General features: G+C 61.3%; 16 protein-coding genes. 12 read left to right on the top strand and 4 right to left on the bottom strand.

What is annotated here, in order from left to right:
• The first annotated feature begins 5 nt into the window (after nt 1-5).
• The 7 genes from pknB (at nt 6) to I6J26_RS06100 (ending at nt 4,865) form a co-directional block, all read left to right on the top strand.
• Nucleotides 6-1,943 (top strand): Stk1 family PASTA domain-containing Ser/Thr kinase, encoded by a 1,938-nt coding sequence (gene pknB / locus I6J26_RS06130; RefSeq protein ID WP_115020914.1) that lies wholly within the window; start codon nt 6-8, stop codon nt 1,941-1,943.
• A gap of 63 nt (nt 1,944-2,006) precedes the next feature.
• Nucleotides 2,007-2,282, top strand: coding sequence for a cell division protein CrgA (gene crgA, locus I6J26_RS06125; protein WP_070523252.1), 276 nt, complete (start codon nt 2,007-2,009; stop codon nt 2,280-2,282).
• 26 nt (nt 2,283-2,308) lie between these two features.
• Nucleotides 2,309-3,385 carry a sensor histidine kinase gene (locus I6J26_RS06120; protein ID WP_115020913.1) on the top strand — a complete coding sequence of 359 codons (1,077 nt, stop codon included), beginning with the start codon at nt 2,309-2,311 and terminating at the stop codon, nt 3,383-3,385.
• Between the two features lie 46 nt (nt 3,386-3,431).
• Nucleotides 3,432-3,635: a hypothetical protein gene (locus I6J26_RS06115; protein ID WP_115020910.1), complete on the top strand. Its 204-nt coding sequence runs from the start codon at nt 3,432-3,434 to the stop codon at nt 3,633-3,635.
• 36 nt (nt 3,636-3,671) lie between these two features.
• On the top strand, nt 3,672-4,325 hold the full coding sequence (locus I6J26_RS06110; protein WP_115020908.1) for a response regulator: 654 nt from the start codon (nt 3,672-3,674) through the stop codon (nt 4,323-4,325).
• Between the two features lie 51 nt (nt 4,326-4,376).
• Nucleotides 4,377-4,622, top strand: coding sequence for a ribbon-helix-helix domain-containing protein (locus tag I6J26_RS06105; protein ID WP_070669452.1), 246 nt, complete (start codon nt 4,377-4,379; stop codon nt 4,620-4,622).
• Nucleotides 4,623-4,865 (top strand): hypothetical protein, encoded by a 243-nt coding sequence (locus I6J26_RS06100; RefSeq protein ID WP_039672984.1) that lies wholly within the window; start codon nt 4,623-4,625, stop codon nt 4,863-4,865.
• 351 nt (nt 4,866-5,216) lie between these two features.
• On the opposite strand, the gene I6J26_RS06095 is transcribed toward I6J26_RS06100, so the two are convergent.
• Nucleotides 5,217-5,861, bottom strand: coding sequence for a rhomboid family intramembrane serine protease (locus tag I6J26_RS06095; RefSeq protein WP_115020906.1), 645 nt, complete (start codon nt 5,859-5,861; stop codon nt 5,217-5,219).
• 74 nt (nt 5,862-5,935) lie between these two features.
• Complete coding sequence (locus tag I6J26_RS06090; protein WP_039672975.1) at nt 5,936-6,466, bottom strand: peptidylprolyl isomerase; 531 nt, start codon at nt 6,464-6,466, stop codon at nt 5,936-5,938.
• 69 nt (nt 6,467-6,535) lie between these two features.
• On the opposite strand from I6J26_RS06090, the gene I6J26_RS06085 reads away from it, so the two are divergent.
• Nucleotides 6,536-7,174, top strand: a complete 639-nt coding sequence (locus I6J26_RS06085; RefSeq protein ID WP_115020904.1) for an HAD family hydrolase — start codon at nt 6,536-6,538, stop codon at nt 7,172-7,174.
• A gap of 34 nt (nt 7,175-7,208) precedes the next feature.
• Here the strand turns inward: I6J26_RS06085 and metE are convergent, their stop codons facing one another.
• On the bottom strand, nt 7,209-9,473 hold the full coding sequence (metE, locus tag I6J26_RS06080) for a 5-methyltetrahydropteroyltriglutamate--homocysteine S-methyltransferase (RefSeq protein ID WP_115020902.1): 2,265 nt from the start codon (nt 9,471-9,473) through the stop codon (nt 7,209-7,211).
• Complete coding sequence (locus tag I6J26_RS06075; RefSeq protein WP_115020899.1) at nt 9,470-10,393, bottom strand: methylenetetrahydrofolate reductase; 924 nt, start codon at nt 10,391-10,393, stop codon at nt 9,470-9,472. Before I6J26_RS06075 ends, metE begins: the two co-directional genes overlap by 4 nt.
• Nucleotides 10,394-10,708: 315 nt before the next feature.
• Between I6J26_RS06075 and I6J26_RS06070 the strand changes: the two genes are divergently transcribed.
• From I6J26_RS06070 to I6J26_RS06055, 4 genes are all read left to right on the top strand, one after another.
• Nucleotides 10,709-11,596 carry a hypothetical protein gene (locus tag I6J26_RS06070; protein WP_115020897.1) on the top strand — a complete coding sequence of 296 codons (888 nt, stop codon included), beginning with the start codon at nt 10,709-10,711 and terminating at the stop codon, nt 11,594-11,596.
• Between the two features lie 242 nt (nt 11,597-11,838).
• Nucleotides 11,839-12,042 carry a hypothetical protein gene (locus I6J26_RS06065; RefSeq protein ID WP_115020895.1) on the top strand — a complete coding sequence of 68 codons (204 nt, stop codon included), beginning with the start codon at nt 11,839-11,841 and terminating at the stop codon, nt 12,040-12,042.
• Nucleotides 12,043-12,094: 52 nt separating this feature from the next.
• Nucleotides 12,095-13,669: an ABC transporter transmembrane domain-containing protein gene (locus I6J26_RS06060; protein ID WP_115020893.1), complete on the top strand. Its 1,575-nt coding sequence runs from the start codon at nt 12,095-12,097 to the stop codon at nt 13,667-13,669.
• Nucleotides 13,666-15,501: an ABC transporter ATP-binding protein gene (locus I6J26_RS06055; protein WP_115020891.1), complete on the top strand. Its 1,836-nt coding sequence runs from the start codon at nt 13,666-13,668 to the stop codon at nt 15,499-15,501. The genes I6J26_RS06060 and I6J26_RS06055 overlap by 4 nt, the downstream gene beginning before the upstream one ends.
• Nucleotides 15,502-15,525: the final 24 nt, after the last annotated feature.

The raw sequence follows: 15,525 nt of genomic DNA, 5'->3' as shown, positions 1-15,525 counted from the left end.
CCACCATGGTCAGTGATCGGTACCACCTCCGCCAGTCCATCGGCACCGGCGGCATGTCTGAAGTCTACGAGGCTGAAGACACCGTCTTGGGACGCACCGTCGCCGTCAAAATGCTGCGCCCCGACATGGCGCGCGACGTCAACTTCCGTGAACGTTTCCGCCGCGAAGCCCAGAATTCCGGTAAGCTCAACCACCCCAATATCGTGGCCGTGTTCGACACCGGTGAGAAGGACGTCGACGGCATGATGGTGCCCTACATCGTCATGGAATACGTCCAAGGACGCACGCTGCGCGATATCGTTCGTGAGGACGGGCCGTTGCCGGTGGGCGAAGCCGCGCGCGTCCTTAAACCCGTGGCAGATGCCCTGCAATCCTCCCACGAAGCAGGCATTATTCACCGCGATATCAAGCCGGCGAACATCATGCTCACCAACACCGGCCAGGTGAAGGTCATGGACTTCGGCATCGCCCGGGCCCTCGATGATTCCACGTCCGCGATGACGCAGACTTCTGCGGTCATTGGCACCGCGCAATACCTTTCCCCGGAACAAGCCCGTGGCAAGCCGGCCGACGCCCGCTCCGACGTCTACGCCCTCGGCTGCGTCATGTATGAAACGGTGACCGGCCGCACCCCGTTTGAGGGCGAGACTCCCTTCGCGGTGGCCTACCAGCACGTGCAGGAGGACCCGACCCCTCCCTCAGAGTTCATCGAGGAAGATTTATCGGACAAGCAGCGCCTTGGCCTCGATGCCGTGGTGCTCACTGCCATGGCTAAGCACCCAGCGGACCGGTACCAGTCCGCCTGGGAAATGGGCGATGACCTGGAGCGTTTGGCGCAGGGCCAGCTGCCGGAGGCGGCACGCTCGCACGTCAACGATGAAGATCACCCGACCACGATGGTGGCTCCGGTATCAGCGCAGCACCGCGCTCCGGTGGCGTCGACAAGGCCGAGCGAAGACGATGAGGGCGGCGGCTTGAAGTGGCTCGCGGCCCTGCTCGCGGCGGCGCTTATCGCCATCGTCGGCTACTTTGCCTGGGACTTCTGGCAGAGCTCCCAGCAGGAAGCCCGCGAGCGTGAGCAGGCACAGCACGAAGCCGCGCAGCGCGCCAACATGGTCGTCGTTCCTCAGGTGAAGGACCGCCCACGCAACGAGGTCGTGGAGGAGCTGGAGAAGCTCGGTCTCTTCGTCACAGTCAATGAGGAGCCTAGTCCTGACGTTCCGCGCGGCAAGGCCATCCGTATCAACCCAGCGGAAGGCTCTGAGCTGCAGAAGAAGTCCTCGGTCACGCTGACAGTGTCTTCCGGTAAGGAGATTACTGAGGTCCCTGACCTCACCGGTATGACCGTGGAAGAGGCCACGCAGGCGCTTGAGGAGGCTTCCCTGGAACTCAAGGAAGACATCGAGCAGGTCAACGATGATGCACCTACGGGCGAAATCATCTCGCAGAACCCGGCCGGCGGCTCGCAGCTGTCCAAGGGTTCAAAGGTCCACATCACGGTGTCCAAGGGCCAGAAGGATGTCAGCGTCCCGGACGTGTCCGGCATGGACCGCGACCGCGCCGTCGAGATGCTCAGCTCCATGGACTTTGAGGTGAACGTTAATTCGGTGGATTCTGAACTGCCGGAGAATCAAGTCATCAAGGTCTCCGAAAAGGGTCAAAAGCTCCCCAAGGGCAGCACGGTCACCGTTGAGGTCTCTAACGGCATGCTGATTCAGGCACCGGACCTGGTGCACTCCACTCAGGGTGAAGCCGAGTCCGCGCTGCGTGCGAAGGGCTGGTCCGGCACCCTTGAGGTGGGCGACCGCATTCCTACGTCTAACCCGATCGACAGCGACAAGATTGGGTGGGCATCCGTCAAGCGCGGCGATGCCATCCGCAAGGACGCCACCATCGACGTCCGCTTCTGGGAATTCGAGCCGTCCGCGTTGATTCCGCAATAGCTCTTTTTGCCGTAGCTGCTAAGGTATCCCACAGATTAAAACCCCCTACCTAAAGGTGTAGAAATGCCAAAGTCCAAGATCACGACGGAGGGCTCCGCACTCCCACAGTCCTCCAGCTCTGCTACCAACCGCACTCCGGTCAAGATCAACTCTGAGGGCACCCCGAAGTGGTACATCGCCATCATGCTCGGCCTCATGCTTATTGGCCTGCTGTGGCTCGTGGTGAACTACCTGGCCGGCGAGTCCATCCCGTTCATGCAGGAGCTGGGTCCGTGGAACTACGGCATCGGCTTCGGCCTAGCCATCATCGGTCTGCTCATGACGATGGGTTGGCGTTAGTTTTACACGCTTGAAACACGGAAGCGATGAACTCCTCGCGGTTCTATAGCGTCGCCGGTGTCGGCTGCATCATTTTAGTGATGCTCACCGTCACGGTGGACAAAAACTTCCTTACTCCCGGCGCACTCCTACTCGCAGGCCTCGGCGTCAGCTTGACGCCGCTGGCTATCCGACGTCCCTTCGTGGCGGCCTGCGGGTACGGTGCGCTTTTTGCGTTCGCCATGTGGTGCCCCGACTGGCGGTCGTTCCTATTCCTAGCGTGGAGCCCCGTCATTGTGGGCATTGTGGCGTTTCAGAAGCGCTGGTTGTGGGCAGTTCCCCTGGCGGTGGTGTACACGTACTTCATCACTACAGATCCGTCGAACAACTATCTCCCTGACTTCGATCCATTTAACCTTTCGCTTCCGCTTCTCTTATATGCGGTGGCCATCGGCATTGGCGCCGCACTGCGCAGAAACCGAGACCAGCGTCTTGCCTCCGAGCAGCGCGCCGCCGAGCAGCGCGAGGCTCTCATGACTGCCCTTCACGATTCGGTAGCTGCGACCTTGACCTCCGTGGTCATGCGCTCGGAGACCTTAGCGCTGACCCAAACGGATCCTTCCGCAGCTGACTCCGCGGAAGCTATCGCCGACGACGCCCGCCGGGCAATGGGTGAAGTCCGGGATCTTCTGCGTGTGATGAAGAATGAAAGCGTAACGCAAGGAGTGAAGTCGCTGGAAGAAGATCTCGACACGATGGTGAGTTTCCTATCGAGCCATGGCTTTGTGTGCGAGCCAGACATCAAGCTAGGAAAAACGGGTCAGCTCGCTCTACCGCAGAAGCTCTCACTCGTATTTTCCGAACTCGCCGTGAACATACTCAAATACGCCCAACCCGAATCACGCGTGACCATCGAAGCCAGCAGCACTTCTAAGAATATTGATGTGCACATCACGTCTTCCATTGCCTCGCAGCAATCGCGTCAATTTATGACGACCAGCTTAGGTTTGAGTGAGATCGCCCGCCGGGTGCGGAGGATTCATGGCACCTTCGGCAGCGGAAAAGAAGCTGATAAGTGGGTCACACGCCTATCGCTTCCTGCTGCCTGCCTGAGAAAAATATAGTAAAGTGGCCCGGTAATCACCGATCTTTGAATACTAAAGGTAAAACATGCGCACTTCCCTCGCCGCGGCCGCCGCAACGCTGGCCCTTTTCTCCGCACCAGTAGCTGGTGCGTCTGAACCTACCGCAACCACCGAAAGCACCACCGCTTCCGAGTCCACCGGATTCACCTTCTACAGGTCTTACGGCGCCGAATTCGCCGACCACTTCCGTTGCTCCACCAGCCCGGAGCGCTGGTGGTGCGGGGGCTAAGACCACGCTCCTGTTCCTTCTGACTACGTATCTCCCATGAGCATTCGGGTCTTCCTCGTCGACGATGACGAGCTCGTCCGCTCGACTTTCCGCGTCTACTTCCAGACCACCGACGACATCTCGGTCGTCGGTGAGGCCACCAATGGTGCGGATTGCTTGGCCCAGATTGAGGAAACCAAGCCGGACCTCGTGCTGGCTGATATTCACATGCCTCAGATGGATGGCATTACCCTTCTGAAGCACCTTAACTCCGCGCCGAACCCGCCCACATTCTTGGCGGTGACCGCGTTCGACTCGGATGACACGATGCTCAAAATCCTGCGCGCGGGCGGTGCTGGCTACATCTTGAAGAACCAGCGCCCCCGCTCCATCATCGAGGCTGTTCGCTCGGCTGTGGAGGGCGGCACCGTCGTGGCACCCGCCGCCATGCATCGCTTGGTGGACTACATCGGTGAACCCAGCACCCCACGCGATCCCGTTGCTGCCGCCATTGAGGGCCACGATCTCCATGAGGCAGAGGTTGCCGTTCTCAAGTTGCTTCTAGCAGGTAATTCGAACTCTGAAATCGCAACTGCTACCGGCTACTCCGAGTCCGCCGTGAAAAAGCACGTCTCCCGCCTCATCACCGTCTTTGGGGCCACTACACGTTTGAACCTAGTGACCAAGATTCTGGGCGGCGCTGGCTCCTAGTCCGAATTTCACTCTAGCGACAGAACCCCTTTTCGTAATACGATTACGGTTATGAAGACTATCAATGGACAGCCGATCAGCGAAGAGCAAATTGATGAATGGGTAATGGAAGCCGAAAATGGTTATGACGTGGAGACCCTTCGCACTCGGGGGCGGAAACCCCGCGACAACCAAGCCGCAAAGATTGTCTCGATTCGCCTTTCGCCCAATGAAATTGCAGACCTGGATAAGTATGCTACAGCGCATGGATGGTCTAGGTCACAGGCAATCCGTGAAGCACTAAGAAAAGCCATTTAAATGGAGGTTCGCCGGAGCGCCACAAAACACGGCATCAAGCCGGAGGATTCCGTAACCGCAGCAACATCAACTTGTGTTTTTAAAGCGCCACTCGACGACGAGAACCCACAGCGAGAGCTTCGCCTCGGATTCGACGGCTCAATGAGATTACTTGAGCTCGTTGTTCTTATCTGGGACGACGGGACCGAGACCATCATTCATTCCATGAAGGCCCGCAAGCAGTACCGCGCTCTGCTCGACTAGTACTCAGAATCTAGTACACGCTCCTGCCTTTTCGCTCTCTATTTTGAGGCCTTTTGCCACCACCCACCCCGTAACCGGAGAGCTGTTAACACGGTGGGTACAAAGTTATCCACAGGGTGGGGATAACTCTGTGAAAATCGAATTTCACAACCCTTGTCCACAGCCTGTGGATAAGGGTTTTCACGCTCCCCACAGGGCGATTAAAAACTGCAATCGAACGCGATTCACCTGCTGATCTGGGCAAATCTTGGTGCACACGTTCGGTAAATTACAAAAATGTAGTTATCCACAGTGTGGATAACTTATGTGGAATTCTTTCGCACAAAGGTTTTGGTGGATAACACGCCCGAGTTATCCCCAAAGCCCAGCTCGCAGCGCCACCAACACGGCCGCCACGACACTGATCAACCAAATGCCCAGCCAGCGCAGCCACGTGCGTTTGCGAAAGAGGAATGGTGCCAACAGCAGACCTGTGAGCAAACCGCCCAAGTGCCCCCACACGGACACGTTCTCCGCCACGAAGCTGTAGATCACATTGGCCACCACGAGGACGATGGGTGCTCGCAGATCCAGACCGCGGCTGCGGTACACGCCAATCAGCAAGCCCATGAGCGCGAAGAGAGCACCAGAGGCGCCCACCGTGGGCGTACCGAAGTCCATCCACAGCACTGCGGCGGAAGAGCCCACAATGGAGATGAGATAAGCCGCCACATACAGCGCACTTCCGAGGGCGCGTTCTACTTCCCTGCCCACAAAGAACAACATCACCATGTTGACCAAGAGGTGCCCGGCGTCCAGGTGCATAAAGCCCGCAGTGATGACAGTTGTGGGGTGCTCGGACACTTCAGGGCCCCACAGCGTCCAGTCTTGGGCCAGCATGCTGCGATAGTAAGGCGTAGAGAGGGACGAGCCTTGAATGGCCGTGGCACACCAAGCACCGATGCACAGCACCATGAGCACCAGGGTGGCCGGTGCTGATTTCAAATAGTTCTTCACACAAGCTCCTTATACGCACCAAGCCCGCCACCACATCTTGTGGCAGCGGGCTCGGGTTTGAAAACTGAAAGCGCTTAGGCGATCTCGATGGACTCGATAACAACGTCCTCAGCCGGGCGGTCCATGCGGTCGGTGGAGACCTTCGCAATCTTGGACACGACCTCCTGGGAGGCGGCATCGGTAACCTCACCAAAGATGGTGTGGTGGTTGTTCAGGTGCGGGGTCGGCGCCACGGTGATGAAGAACTGGGAGCCGTTGGTACCTGGGCCGGCATTAGCCATGGCCAGCAGGAACGGACGGTCGAACTGCAGCTCCGGGTGGAACTCGTCCTGGAACTGGTAGCCAGGGCCGCCACGACCGGTGCCGGTCGGGTCGCCGCCCTGGATCATGAACTGGTCAATGACGCGGTGGAAAATGGCGCCATCGTAGAACGGGCCGGACTGCTCGCCCTTTGCGTTCTGGGTAGTGTAGTCCTTCTCGCCCTTAGCCAGGCCAATGAAGTTCTCAACGGTTACCGGTGCGTGGTTACCGAACAGGTCGATAACAATGTCACCGTAGTTGGTGTGCATCGTTGCAGTTGCGGTCTTCTGAGTCATGCCTGCCATTGTATGGAAATTTCGCCCAACGCGTCGTTCCGGCGCGACGCTGTCAGCGATCTGCGTAGTGTGTCAAGCATGATCCGCGCTGTTCTCTTCGACCTCGATGACACCCTTATGGACCACACCGCCGCGATGCATGCGGCGGTGGAGGACTGGCTTCCGGGCGGGCATCACGAGCGCTTCGCCGAGATAGAAAAGAAATGGTTCGCCGCCTACGAACGCGGGGAGGTCACCCACCAAGGTCAGCGGGTAGAGCGCTGCCGCGAGTTTCTCGGTCGGCCAGAGATGACGGAGCAGGAGGCGCTCGCAGAATATGGCACGTACCTGGCTGCGTACGAGAAGCACTGGTGCGCGGTGGACGGCGCACGGGAAGCACTGGAATACGTCTTGGATTTAGGTCTCAACGTCGGCATTCTGACGAACGGTGCGCGGGACATGCAGGAAAGCAAACTACGCGCAGGCGGGCTCGACCTGCCTGGGATCGAGCTCTTCCCCACTGTGGAGATGACTAAGCCAAAGCCGCACCGAGAGGCCTATCTCGAAGCTTGTCGCCGTTTGAATGTGGAGCCCAGCTCCACTCTCATGGTGGGAGATTCGCTCGCCAACGATGTGGTGGGCGCACGGGCGGCGGGTCTCACGGCGTTGCACTTCGATAGGAGTGGAAACGGAGACATCGCCGCGCTCAGTGAGCTCACGGCGATGAACTTCGTTTAAACCTCTTCGGAGGTTTAAACCAGAGGATTTGAGCCTACAGGCTAGAGCGGACCTCGTCGCGGGCGAGGACCAGGTTGCGCAGGGAGGCCTCGGTCTCCTCGTAACCGCGGGTCTTCAGACCGCAGTCCGGGTTGACCCACAGGCGCTCGGCCGGCACGTTTTTCAGAGCGGCGCGGATGAGCTCAGCCATCTCCGCCACGGACGGGATGCGCGGCGAGTGGATGTCGTAGATGCCCGGGCCGATCTCGGAGTGGAACTTCTCATCGATGTCCTCGAGGAGCTCCATGCGGGAACGGGCGGCCTCGATGGAGGTGACGTCGGCGTCGAGGCCGGCGACGGCGTCAATAATCTGGCCGAACTCCGAGTAGCAGAGGTGCGTGTGGATCTGAGTGGTCGGCTTGGCCTCAAGTGCTACGAGGCGGAAGGAACGAACTGCCCAGTCGAGGTAGGCCTTGCGGTCCTGCTCGCGCAGCGGCAACAGCTCGCGCAGGGCGGGCTCGTCGATCTGGATGATGTCAATGCCAGCTTCCTCGAGGTCGCGGACTTCGTCGGCCAGCGCCACGCCGAGCTGGTCCGCGGAGACAGACTGGTGGACGTCATCGCGCACGAAGGACCAGGCCAGGATGGTCACCGGGCCAGTAAGCATGCCCTTGACGTGCTTCTCGGACTGGGACTGGGCAAACTTCGCCCACTCGGTAGTCATGGCCTTCGGGCGAGAGATGTCGCCAACGACGATTGGCGGACGGGTGCAGCGAGAGCCGTAGGACTGGACCCAGCCGTTCTCGGTGACGACGAAGCCGTCGAGAAGCTCGGCGAAGTACTGCACCATGTCGTTGCGCTCCGGCTCACCGTGGACGAGGACGTCGAGGCCGAGACGTTCTTGCAGTTCGATGACGGACTTCACCTCGTTGCGCAGGGCTTCGGTGTAGTCGGCGTCCGACAGCTCGCCCTTACGGTGAGCGGCACGCGCAGCACGAATCTCAGAGGTCTGCGGGAAGGAACCGATGGTGGTGGTCGGCAGCTGCGGCAGGCCGAGGGCTTCTTGAGCCTTGGTGCGCTCGGCGAACTCCGGCTGGCGCTGGACCTGGCCCTCCGGCAATTGCGCGGTGCGATCCTGCACAGCCTGGTTGTGGGTACGGGCGGACTCGGCGCGAGTACGCACAGCGCGGTCGGCCTGTGCGTAGGCCTCCGGGGCGTCCAGCGGGCCGGCGGCGAGTGCTACGACCTCACGGATTTTCTCGTCAGCGAAGGCGAACCACGTAGCAACATCGACCGGCAGGGAGGTCTCTGCCTCAACGGTGTGCGGGACGTGCTGCAGAGAGACGGAGGTGGTTACGGTAACACCCTCATCCAGGGTCTCGAGCTTCTCGCGCAGGTCGCGGAGGTTCGCGGCCCAGACGTTACGGCCGTCGATGAGGCCGGCGGCGAGGTGGGTTGCCTCGGCGAGCTTCTTCACGCGCTCGAGGTAGGAGTTGTCCAGTGCCAAGGTGCCCACGGAGAGATCCACCTGGGCGGCCTCCGGCTTGAGCTCAGCGATGGCGTCGAGGCCAGCGTTGAGGGAGCCATAAGGCGAAGTCAGGTAGACCTGCGGGCGCTTCTCTGCGCCCAAGATGCGGCCATAAGCGGTCCTGAGGGCAGCGGCCAGGGTGACGTCGTCAGCCGCTACGAGGTCGGCAACGAGGGCCGGCTCGGCCAACTGGATCCACTCCACGTTGGCGTCGGCAAGCTGCTCCAGCACAGTGAGGTAGGACTCCACCAGCTCATCGAGGCGGTCGAGCGGCTGCTGGGTCGCGCCCTCGGCCTGCTTGGACAGGGCCAGCAGGGTCACCGGTCCGACGAGGACCGGGCGCACGGTGTGGCCAGCCGCGCGGGCCTCCTCCACGATCTTCAGCACTCGCTGCGGACGGGCGGTGAAGGGCTGGTCATCGGTGATTTCCGGAACGATGTAGTGGTAGTTGGTGTCGAACCACTTGGTCATCTCCAGCGGCGCGGTGTCCTTGTTGCCACGGGCCAGGGTGAACTCGTCATCGAGGCTCTCGCCCTCGACCGCACCCACGGTCAGCGCGGTCTCGAGGACGTGGTCGTAGTAGGCGACGTCGGCCGGGATGGCGTAATCCTCGGTGAGACCCAGCTCCTTGAGTCGAGCGTAGGTATCGAGGCGCAGGGAGTGTGCTGCGGACTCGAAAGTCTCAGCGTCAATCTTGCCGGACCAGTAGGACTCCAGCGCGCGCTTGAGTTCGCGGTGAGCGCCAACGCGGGGGTAGCCCTCAATTGTGGCCTTCGGGAAAGAAGCGGTCATGGGGTGACTCCAATTCGATTCAGCAGGTCAGTCGTAATGTCAGGATTGTTGTGCGTGTAGATGTGCAGTCCATCGGCGCCGGCGTTCAGCACGGATTGCGCCAATGAGGCTGTAATCTGCATGCCTATTTCTTGTTCTTCCTCGGGTGAGGTCGCTGCCGCGAGCCGGTCAAGGACCTTTGTCGGCCCATCCAGCCCGGACAGCTGGCACATTCGCTCCACCCGAGCACGACTAGTCATAGGCATGATCCCGGGGATGAGCGGAATGCGCACACCCGCCAGCCGGGCGCGCTGGGCAAAGCGGACGTAGTCCTCCGCGTCGAAGAAGAGCTGGGTAATGGCGAAGTCCGCGCCGAGGCGCTGCTTGGCCAAAAGGACGTCGATGTCCTCGTCCGGTGTGGCGGACTCGGCGTGGCCGTTGGGATAGCAGGCCACACCTACGGCCAAGCGGCCCGCGGCTAAGCGCGCCACGCGGGCGGATTCCCAGCGGCGGATGAGGCGGACGAGGGAGTCTGCATGCGGTAGGTGGCCTTCGGGCATGCCCTCCTCGGGGAGGTCACCGCGCAGGGCAAGGAGGCCGCGCACGCCGGCATCGACAAGCGTGTCGATCCAGCCAATGAGCTCCTCCTCAGTACCGGCCGTGCAGGCCAGGTGAGCCAGTGGACGCATCGCGGTATCGCGGGAAATCTTCTCAATGAAGGCTGCGGTTCCCTTGAGCCAGCCGGAGCGCTGGGAGCTGGTCACAGCGATGTAGTCCGGCTTATACGCGGACAGCGTGGCGAGCAGGCGGTCGATTTTGGCGGCATCGGCGTCGTGACGCGGCGGGATCACTTCGAAGGAAAGCGCGGTGCGCTCGAGGCGCTTTGGTGTATCTTCGCTGATTTGGTCTAGTGGCGCGGACGCGGAGAGTCGCGGGGACATGGTCACCTCCTCTGCAGGTTATCGGGGTAAGTCATCGTTGCTGTTGATGAAAACGTACCAAGCTGTCCATTTTGACGGGAAGCATTTGCCTATTAGTCATACCTTTACAGCCCGGCCAGCTGCACCGTTAGCCGCAACCCAAGGTGAATAAAATATTCCCGATCCGTACAAAGCTGTCTATTTTGGCCGTACTGCTTGGCGCTCCCCACACCCAGTGGCGGGGCATGGCCAGCGCCACTACGCTGAAAGGGAGTACCCAGCGAAATAACACCGCTCCTCCCCTAACACACGCTACGAAAAGGAGAACCACTCCCGATGAACTCCACCGCTTTGTCCACCACCGTCCAGGTGGCCTCCTCCCTGTGGAACCGTTTCCAGGACTACCGCGAGGAAAAGTCCCGCGAGGCCTACTCCGTTCTTGAAACCGCCGCCGCACGTATGGACGAGCGCGACCAAGACTGGTTCCCGGAGGCCCGCCGTGAGGCTGGTGCCGTAACCAAGGCTGCCCACTCCCGCCTCGAGCGCGCCCTAGAGGAGCTCAAGGAGCGCAGCGAAAACACCGCCGAGAAGCTGGCCGCTGCGGCTGAAGACGCCCAGGACAAGGCCTCCACGCGCCTGAGCAAGGCCCAGAAGCAGGCAGACAAGAAGGCGTCGAAGCTGCGCAAGCAGGCCTCGAAGAAGGCCACCAAGGCAGACAAGAAGGCCCGTAAGAAGGCAGCTCAGGTCCAGAAGAAGGCCCGAAAGGCCACCGGCAAGGAGAAGAAGGGCTCGAAGGCGTGGCTCATCTCCGCACTCGTGGCCGCCATTGCCGCCATCGCCGGTGGTGTGTACTACTTCTTCACCCAGAAGGAGAAGGAAGAATCCAAGGTTCCGCCGCGCGTGGAGGACTTCGCCACCCCGTCTACGTCTGCCCCGCAGGGCTCCACCTTGGTCTACACCTCCACCACCGAGGATGACACCAAGGTCCCAGCACAGGGTTCCGACTTGGCTGAGGATGGCGTCGTCGAGCGCGATGAGGAGCTGCTGGGTTCCCTCGACGAGCAGCTGGCCAAGCACCGCGAGGAAGAAACCGCGATCCAGGACGCCGTGGAGACCGAAATCGAGGTCAGCAACGCCGACAGCGAGGGCGTCGACACCTCCCGCATTACCGATGACCACGAGTCCGAGGGCAAGCACCGCCTGCGCACCGAGGATGAGAATTAATCCCTTCTCAAGCTAGGCCACCCTATCTAGTTCACACCTGCCTGGCTCACACCTGACGTAACCCTCTCCCCCCGACTTTGGGGGAGAGGGTTTCGTTGTCTTGATCTCACTGCTTTGCTCCCGCGCGCGCGACCTGCTTGAATCGATCGATGACTTCCATCGATCGGCCGACGATCGGTGCCCGCGCGTTGTTGTCGCGCTGGAGTTTGTAGTGGTAGCAGCACCCCCAAGGAGATTAGGACATGAGCTTCGAATCACTCATCGTCAAGCTCAAAGGTGGCGACACCTTTTACTTCCCCGCAGGTGCCGTCGCGGGTGACCCCTCCTCCCGCGTAGATAACCTGCGCTTTGCCATTGAGAATGGCACCCAATTCAACTCTGTTGACGACTACGGCGTGGAGCGCGAGTTCAACGGCTACGACGTGGATAACTACCACCTCGCCTAGCACTGTTATCTAAGTCACCATATATCGCCGCGGGGTTATAGTATGAGTCTTTATGACTCACTATCCACGCATGAAGACGTGGTCGTGGTACCTCCCCGATGAACCTCCCACGGGGGAGGTTTCTCTCACCGCCACCACCGACTTCTCCCGCTCTGCTCAAGCCACGTGGCGGCTGCTCGGTGCCCAGCGCACCGGCGTTATCGGCATCTTCATTGCCACCTTTATCAACGCTCCGCTCGGTGCCTTGGTCTCCGTTATCATCGGCCAGACCACGCAGTATGCCTTCTCTGATCCCTCCTGGCGCACCGTAGCCCTGCCGCTTGCGGCCACGGCGGTCATCCTCTACATCGCCTACATCTGTGAGGCCACGGCGGATGCGTTTACGGATCTGAGCCAGGCACGCACTACCCACACGCTGCGCCTTAATCTGCTGGATAAGTTGTTGGACGCTTCCACCGCTGGAATCAATCCGGGCCGGCTGCTCAACACGATGGATGAGGATTCGCACTACATCGGCCAGCTCAAGCAAATCCTCAACTTCCCACTGGTCATGGTGGGCTACCTCTTAGGCGCAATGGTTAGCCTCGCCCCGATTTCCTGGCAGGTCTCCGGCGCGCTCCTCCTCGGCGCACTCGCCACAGCGGTGACGTCATGGGCCACGGCAAAGCCACTGACTAAGGTAGCTGCGCGCCGCCGCCAGCTGGAAAACACCGCGCTTTCTCTCGCCACGGATTTTGCGCAAGGCTCCCGCGTCATTAAAGGCTTGGGCGCCAAGGACATTGCCCGCCAGCGCTTTTCCGATGCCGCCCAGGACGCGCTGACCGCCATGCTGAAAGAGGCGAAGCGTGCATCCCTCATGGCATGGATTCGTCAGATGGTTCCCGCCGCCTTCGCCGTGGGTATTCTCGCATGGACCTCGTGGGAAACCTTTGAGGGTCGCATCGCCCCCGGCGGCATGATGGCGATTACCATGCTCGTGCCGCCGGCACTGACCGTATTAGGAGTCTCCCTAGGCCTACTTACTGAGAACTGGGCCAGGGCACAGGCCTCCGTGGAGCGCGTCGGCGAACTACTCGGTGACCTCTCCGCCAACACCGTCGACACCACCAGCACGCCCATCGAGCTCTCCTCCGGTCTCCACGTGTGGATGCCCACCACCACTGAAGGTCGCGACACCGTGGACTCCTGGGTGCGCTACCTCAACGACCACGGCGCCTTGTGCCCGCCGCACCGCATCTCCGTGCTAGAGGGCACCCTGCAGGACAACGTCGATCCTCTCCGCAGCGCTAGCATCGCGCAGCTTCACGACGCTCTCCACGCCTCCGCCTGCGAGGACATCGTTACCCGTCTCGGTGGCTTCGGCCCCAACGGTGAGCTACCCTCCGCTCCCATCGGTGAGGCCGGACTCAACCTTTCTGGTGGCCAGCGCCAACGCGTCGCGCTTGCCCGCGCACTCGCGCTCGATCCCGATGTCCTCGTGCTCGATAACCCCACGACGGGACTGGATTCGTTGACCCTGGCGGATGTGGCCAAGCGCGTACGTGACCTGCGCACTGGCAAGGTAACCGTGGTCATCACCTCTGCCTCCACGTGGGCCGCCAACGCCGATGAGGTGGTGGAACTATGAGCACCGCACACCAGAACGCCACCGTAGATCGCGCCGACGCCCTCGCCCCCGCCTCCCCGCAGGAATGCCTGCGCTTCCTCAAGACCCTGCCCAACGCGCCCAGCAAGCTCGGCATTGCACTGTTCTTTGCGCTGTTTACCGTGACGGTCATCATGATGAACCTGGTCTCCCAGGTCCTCGGCCGTGTCGTCGACATTACCCAGGGTGTGGAACTCCCCGTCCTCGGCACGGGGCGCCACGCCATGGTGGGCGCGCTCATCATCATTGCCGTGGGCTACCTCGTGGAGGTCACCGGCCGCACCGTGGGCCGCTACCTGGTCACCTCCACCACCCGCCGACTCTCGGTGGATCTACGCACCTCAGCGCTGGATTCCACCCTCGGCGCTCCCGTGCCCGCCGTCATGGAACTGGGCACCGGCAACGTCATCACGCGCCTGTCCAAGGACATCGATACCGTGGTGATGACCATCTCCATGATGGGTGACCGCCTCGTGCTCACCCTCTTTATGCTGCCGCTAACTGCGGTCATGATGGTGTTCATCCACCCTGCCTATGCCCTGCTCTTCATCGCGGTGGGCTGCCTGCTCTACCCCTTCATCCGCGGCACCATGCGGGACATCCCCGCCGTGGCCAACGAAGTCTCCTCCGTGGAGGCGTACCGCAACAACGTGCTGCTGGATACCATCCGCGCACTGGAAACCCTCCGCCAGTTCACGCTTAAGGACTGGGCGCATACCCGCATGGAGCGCTACTCCTGGGACACCGTGCAGGCCTGGGGTAATAAGGTCCCGCTCATCAACCGCATCGTGGGCCAAGGCGCCCTCGCCTTCGGCGTGCTGCTGCTGGGCTCAGTAGCCATGTCCGTGCCCATGGTCATGGCCGGCTGGCTTACCCAAGGCCAAGCTACTGCCGCGGTCCTGCTCGTCATGCGCCTAGAAGTCCACGTCTTCAACATCCTCTTCTTCGCCGGCGAGATCCAGCATTCCGTGACCTCCCTCGGCCGCGCCGTCGCCCTGGCCACCCTCGAGGACGCCGCCAGCACCGGCGCGAAACAGAAGGGCAAGAACGCGAAACACAAGGACACTCCTCGGCTGACCCACGCCCCCACCATCACCATTAAAAACCTCTCCTACAACTACCCGGGTGGCGCGCCTGTGCTTCGCGACGTCTCCCTTACCCTCACCGCCGGCACCACCACCGCCCTGGTGGGTACTTCCGGTGCGGGTAAATCCACCCTGGCGTCCCTCGTCGCCGGACTGCAATACCCCACCCAGGGAAGCATCAGTCTCGACGACATCGACACTGCCACTGTCCCCAACACGTGGATCACCGAACACGTCGCGCTCATTACCCAGGAAGTCCACCTCTTCTCCGGCACGCTGCGCAATGACCTTCTGTTGGCCAAGCCCGGTGCCAGCGATGAAGACCTCTGGGCGGCACTCCACACCGTAGGTTTGGACGAGCACTCCCGCTGGCTCCCCCAAGGCCTCGACACCCTCATCGGTGCCGGTCACGAGGAGATCGGCGCGGAAGCCGAACAACAGCTCTCCCTTGCCCGCATGATCCTGCGCCAGCCACCAGTCCTGATCATGGACGAGGCCACCTCCGAAGCCGGCTCCGAGCATGCTGAGGTTCTCGAGCACGCCGCCAAGGCTGTCACCACAGGCCGCACCGCACTCGTCGTTGCCCACCGCCTGGACCAAGCCCGTGAGGCCGATCGCATCATCGTCATGGAACAAGGCCAAATCGTGGAAGACGGCACCCACGCCGAGCTCATCGCACTAAGCGGCCGCTACGCCAAGGCTTATGCACAGTGGGAGCACGGCAGCTAAGTGAAAGCACGGCAACTAGAACCA

Origin of the sequence: Corynebacterium minutissimum, from assembly GCF_016889765.1 — a bacterium.
GTDB classification, from domain to species: Bacteria; Actinomycetota; Actinomycetes; order Mycobacteriales; family Mycobacteriaceae; genus Corynebacterium; species Corynebacterium minutissimum_B.
Note: the sequence above shows the minus strand (reverse complement) of the source record. Positions and strands in the feature narration are given on the sequence as shown.

Bases quoted from the DNA above. Each gene is read 5' to 3' on its own strand.
- pknB (WP_115020914.1), top strand. From the start codon at position 6: ATGGTCAGTGATCGGTACCACCTCCGCCAGTCCATCGGCACCGGCGGC.
- crgA (WP_070523252.1), top strand. From the start codon at position 2,007: ATGCCAAAGTCCAAGATCACGACGGAGGGCTCCGCACTCCCACAGTCC.
- I6J26_RS06120 (WP_115020913.1), top strand. From the start codon at position 2,309: ATGAACTCCTCGCGGTTCTATAGCGTCGCCGGTGTCGGCTGCATCATT.
- I6J26_RS06115 (WP_115020910.1), top strand. From the start codon at position 3,432: ATGCGCACTTCCCTCGCCGCGGCCGCCGCAACGCTGGCCCTTTTCTCC.
- I6J26_RS06110 (WP_115020908.1), top strand. From the start codon at position 3,672: ATGAGCATTCGGGTCTTCCTCGTCGACGATGACGAGCTCGTCCGCTCG.
- I6J26_RS06105 (WP_070669452.1), top strand. From the start codon at position 4,377: ATGAAGACTATCAATGGACAGCCGATCAGCGAAGAGCAAATTGATGAA.
- I6J26_RS06100 (WP_039672984.1), top strand. From the start codon at position 4,623: ATGGAGGTTCGCCGGAGCGCCACAAAACACGGCATCAAGCCGGAGGAT.
- I6J26_RS06090 (WP_039672975.1), bottom strand. From the start codon at position 6,466: ATGGCAGGCATGACTCAGAAGACCGCAACTGCAACGATGCACACCAAC.
- I6J26_RS06085 (WP_115020904.1), top strand. From the start codon at position 6,536: ATGATCCGCGCTGTTCTCTTCGACCTCGATGACACCCTTATGGACCAC.
- metE (WP_115020902.1), bottom strand. From the start codon at position 9,473: ATGACCGCTTCTTTCCCGAAGGCCACAATTGAGGGCTACCCCCGCGTT.
- I6J26_RS06075 (WP_115020899.1), bottom strand. From the start codon at position 10,393: ATGTCCCCGCGACTCTCCGCGTCCGCGCCACTAGACCAAATCAGCGAA.
- I6J26_RS06070 (WP_115020897.1), top strand. From the start codon at position 10,709: ATGAACTCCACCGCTTTGTCCACCACCGTCCAGGTGGCCTCCTCCCTG.
- I6J26_RS06065 (WP_115020895.1), top strand. From the start codon at position 11,839: ATGAGCTTCGAATCACTCATCGTCAAGCTCAAAGGTGGCGACACCTTT.
- I6J26_RS06060 (WP_115020893.1), top strand. From the start codon at position 12,095: ATGACTCACTATCCACGCATGAAGACGTGGTCGTGGTACCTCCCCGAT.
- I6J26_RS06055 (WP_115020891.1), top strand. From the start codon at position 13,666: ATGAGCACCGCACACCAGAACGCCACCGTAGATCGCGCCGACGCCCTC.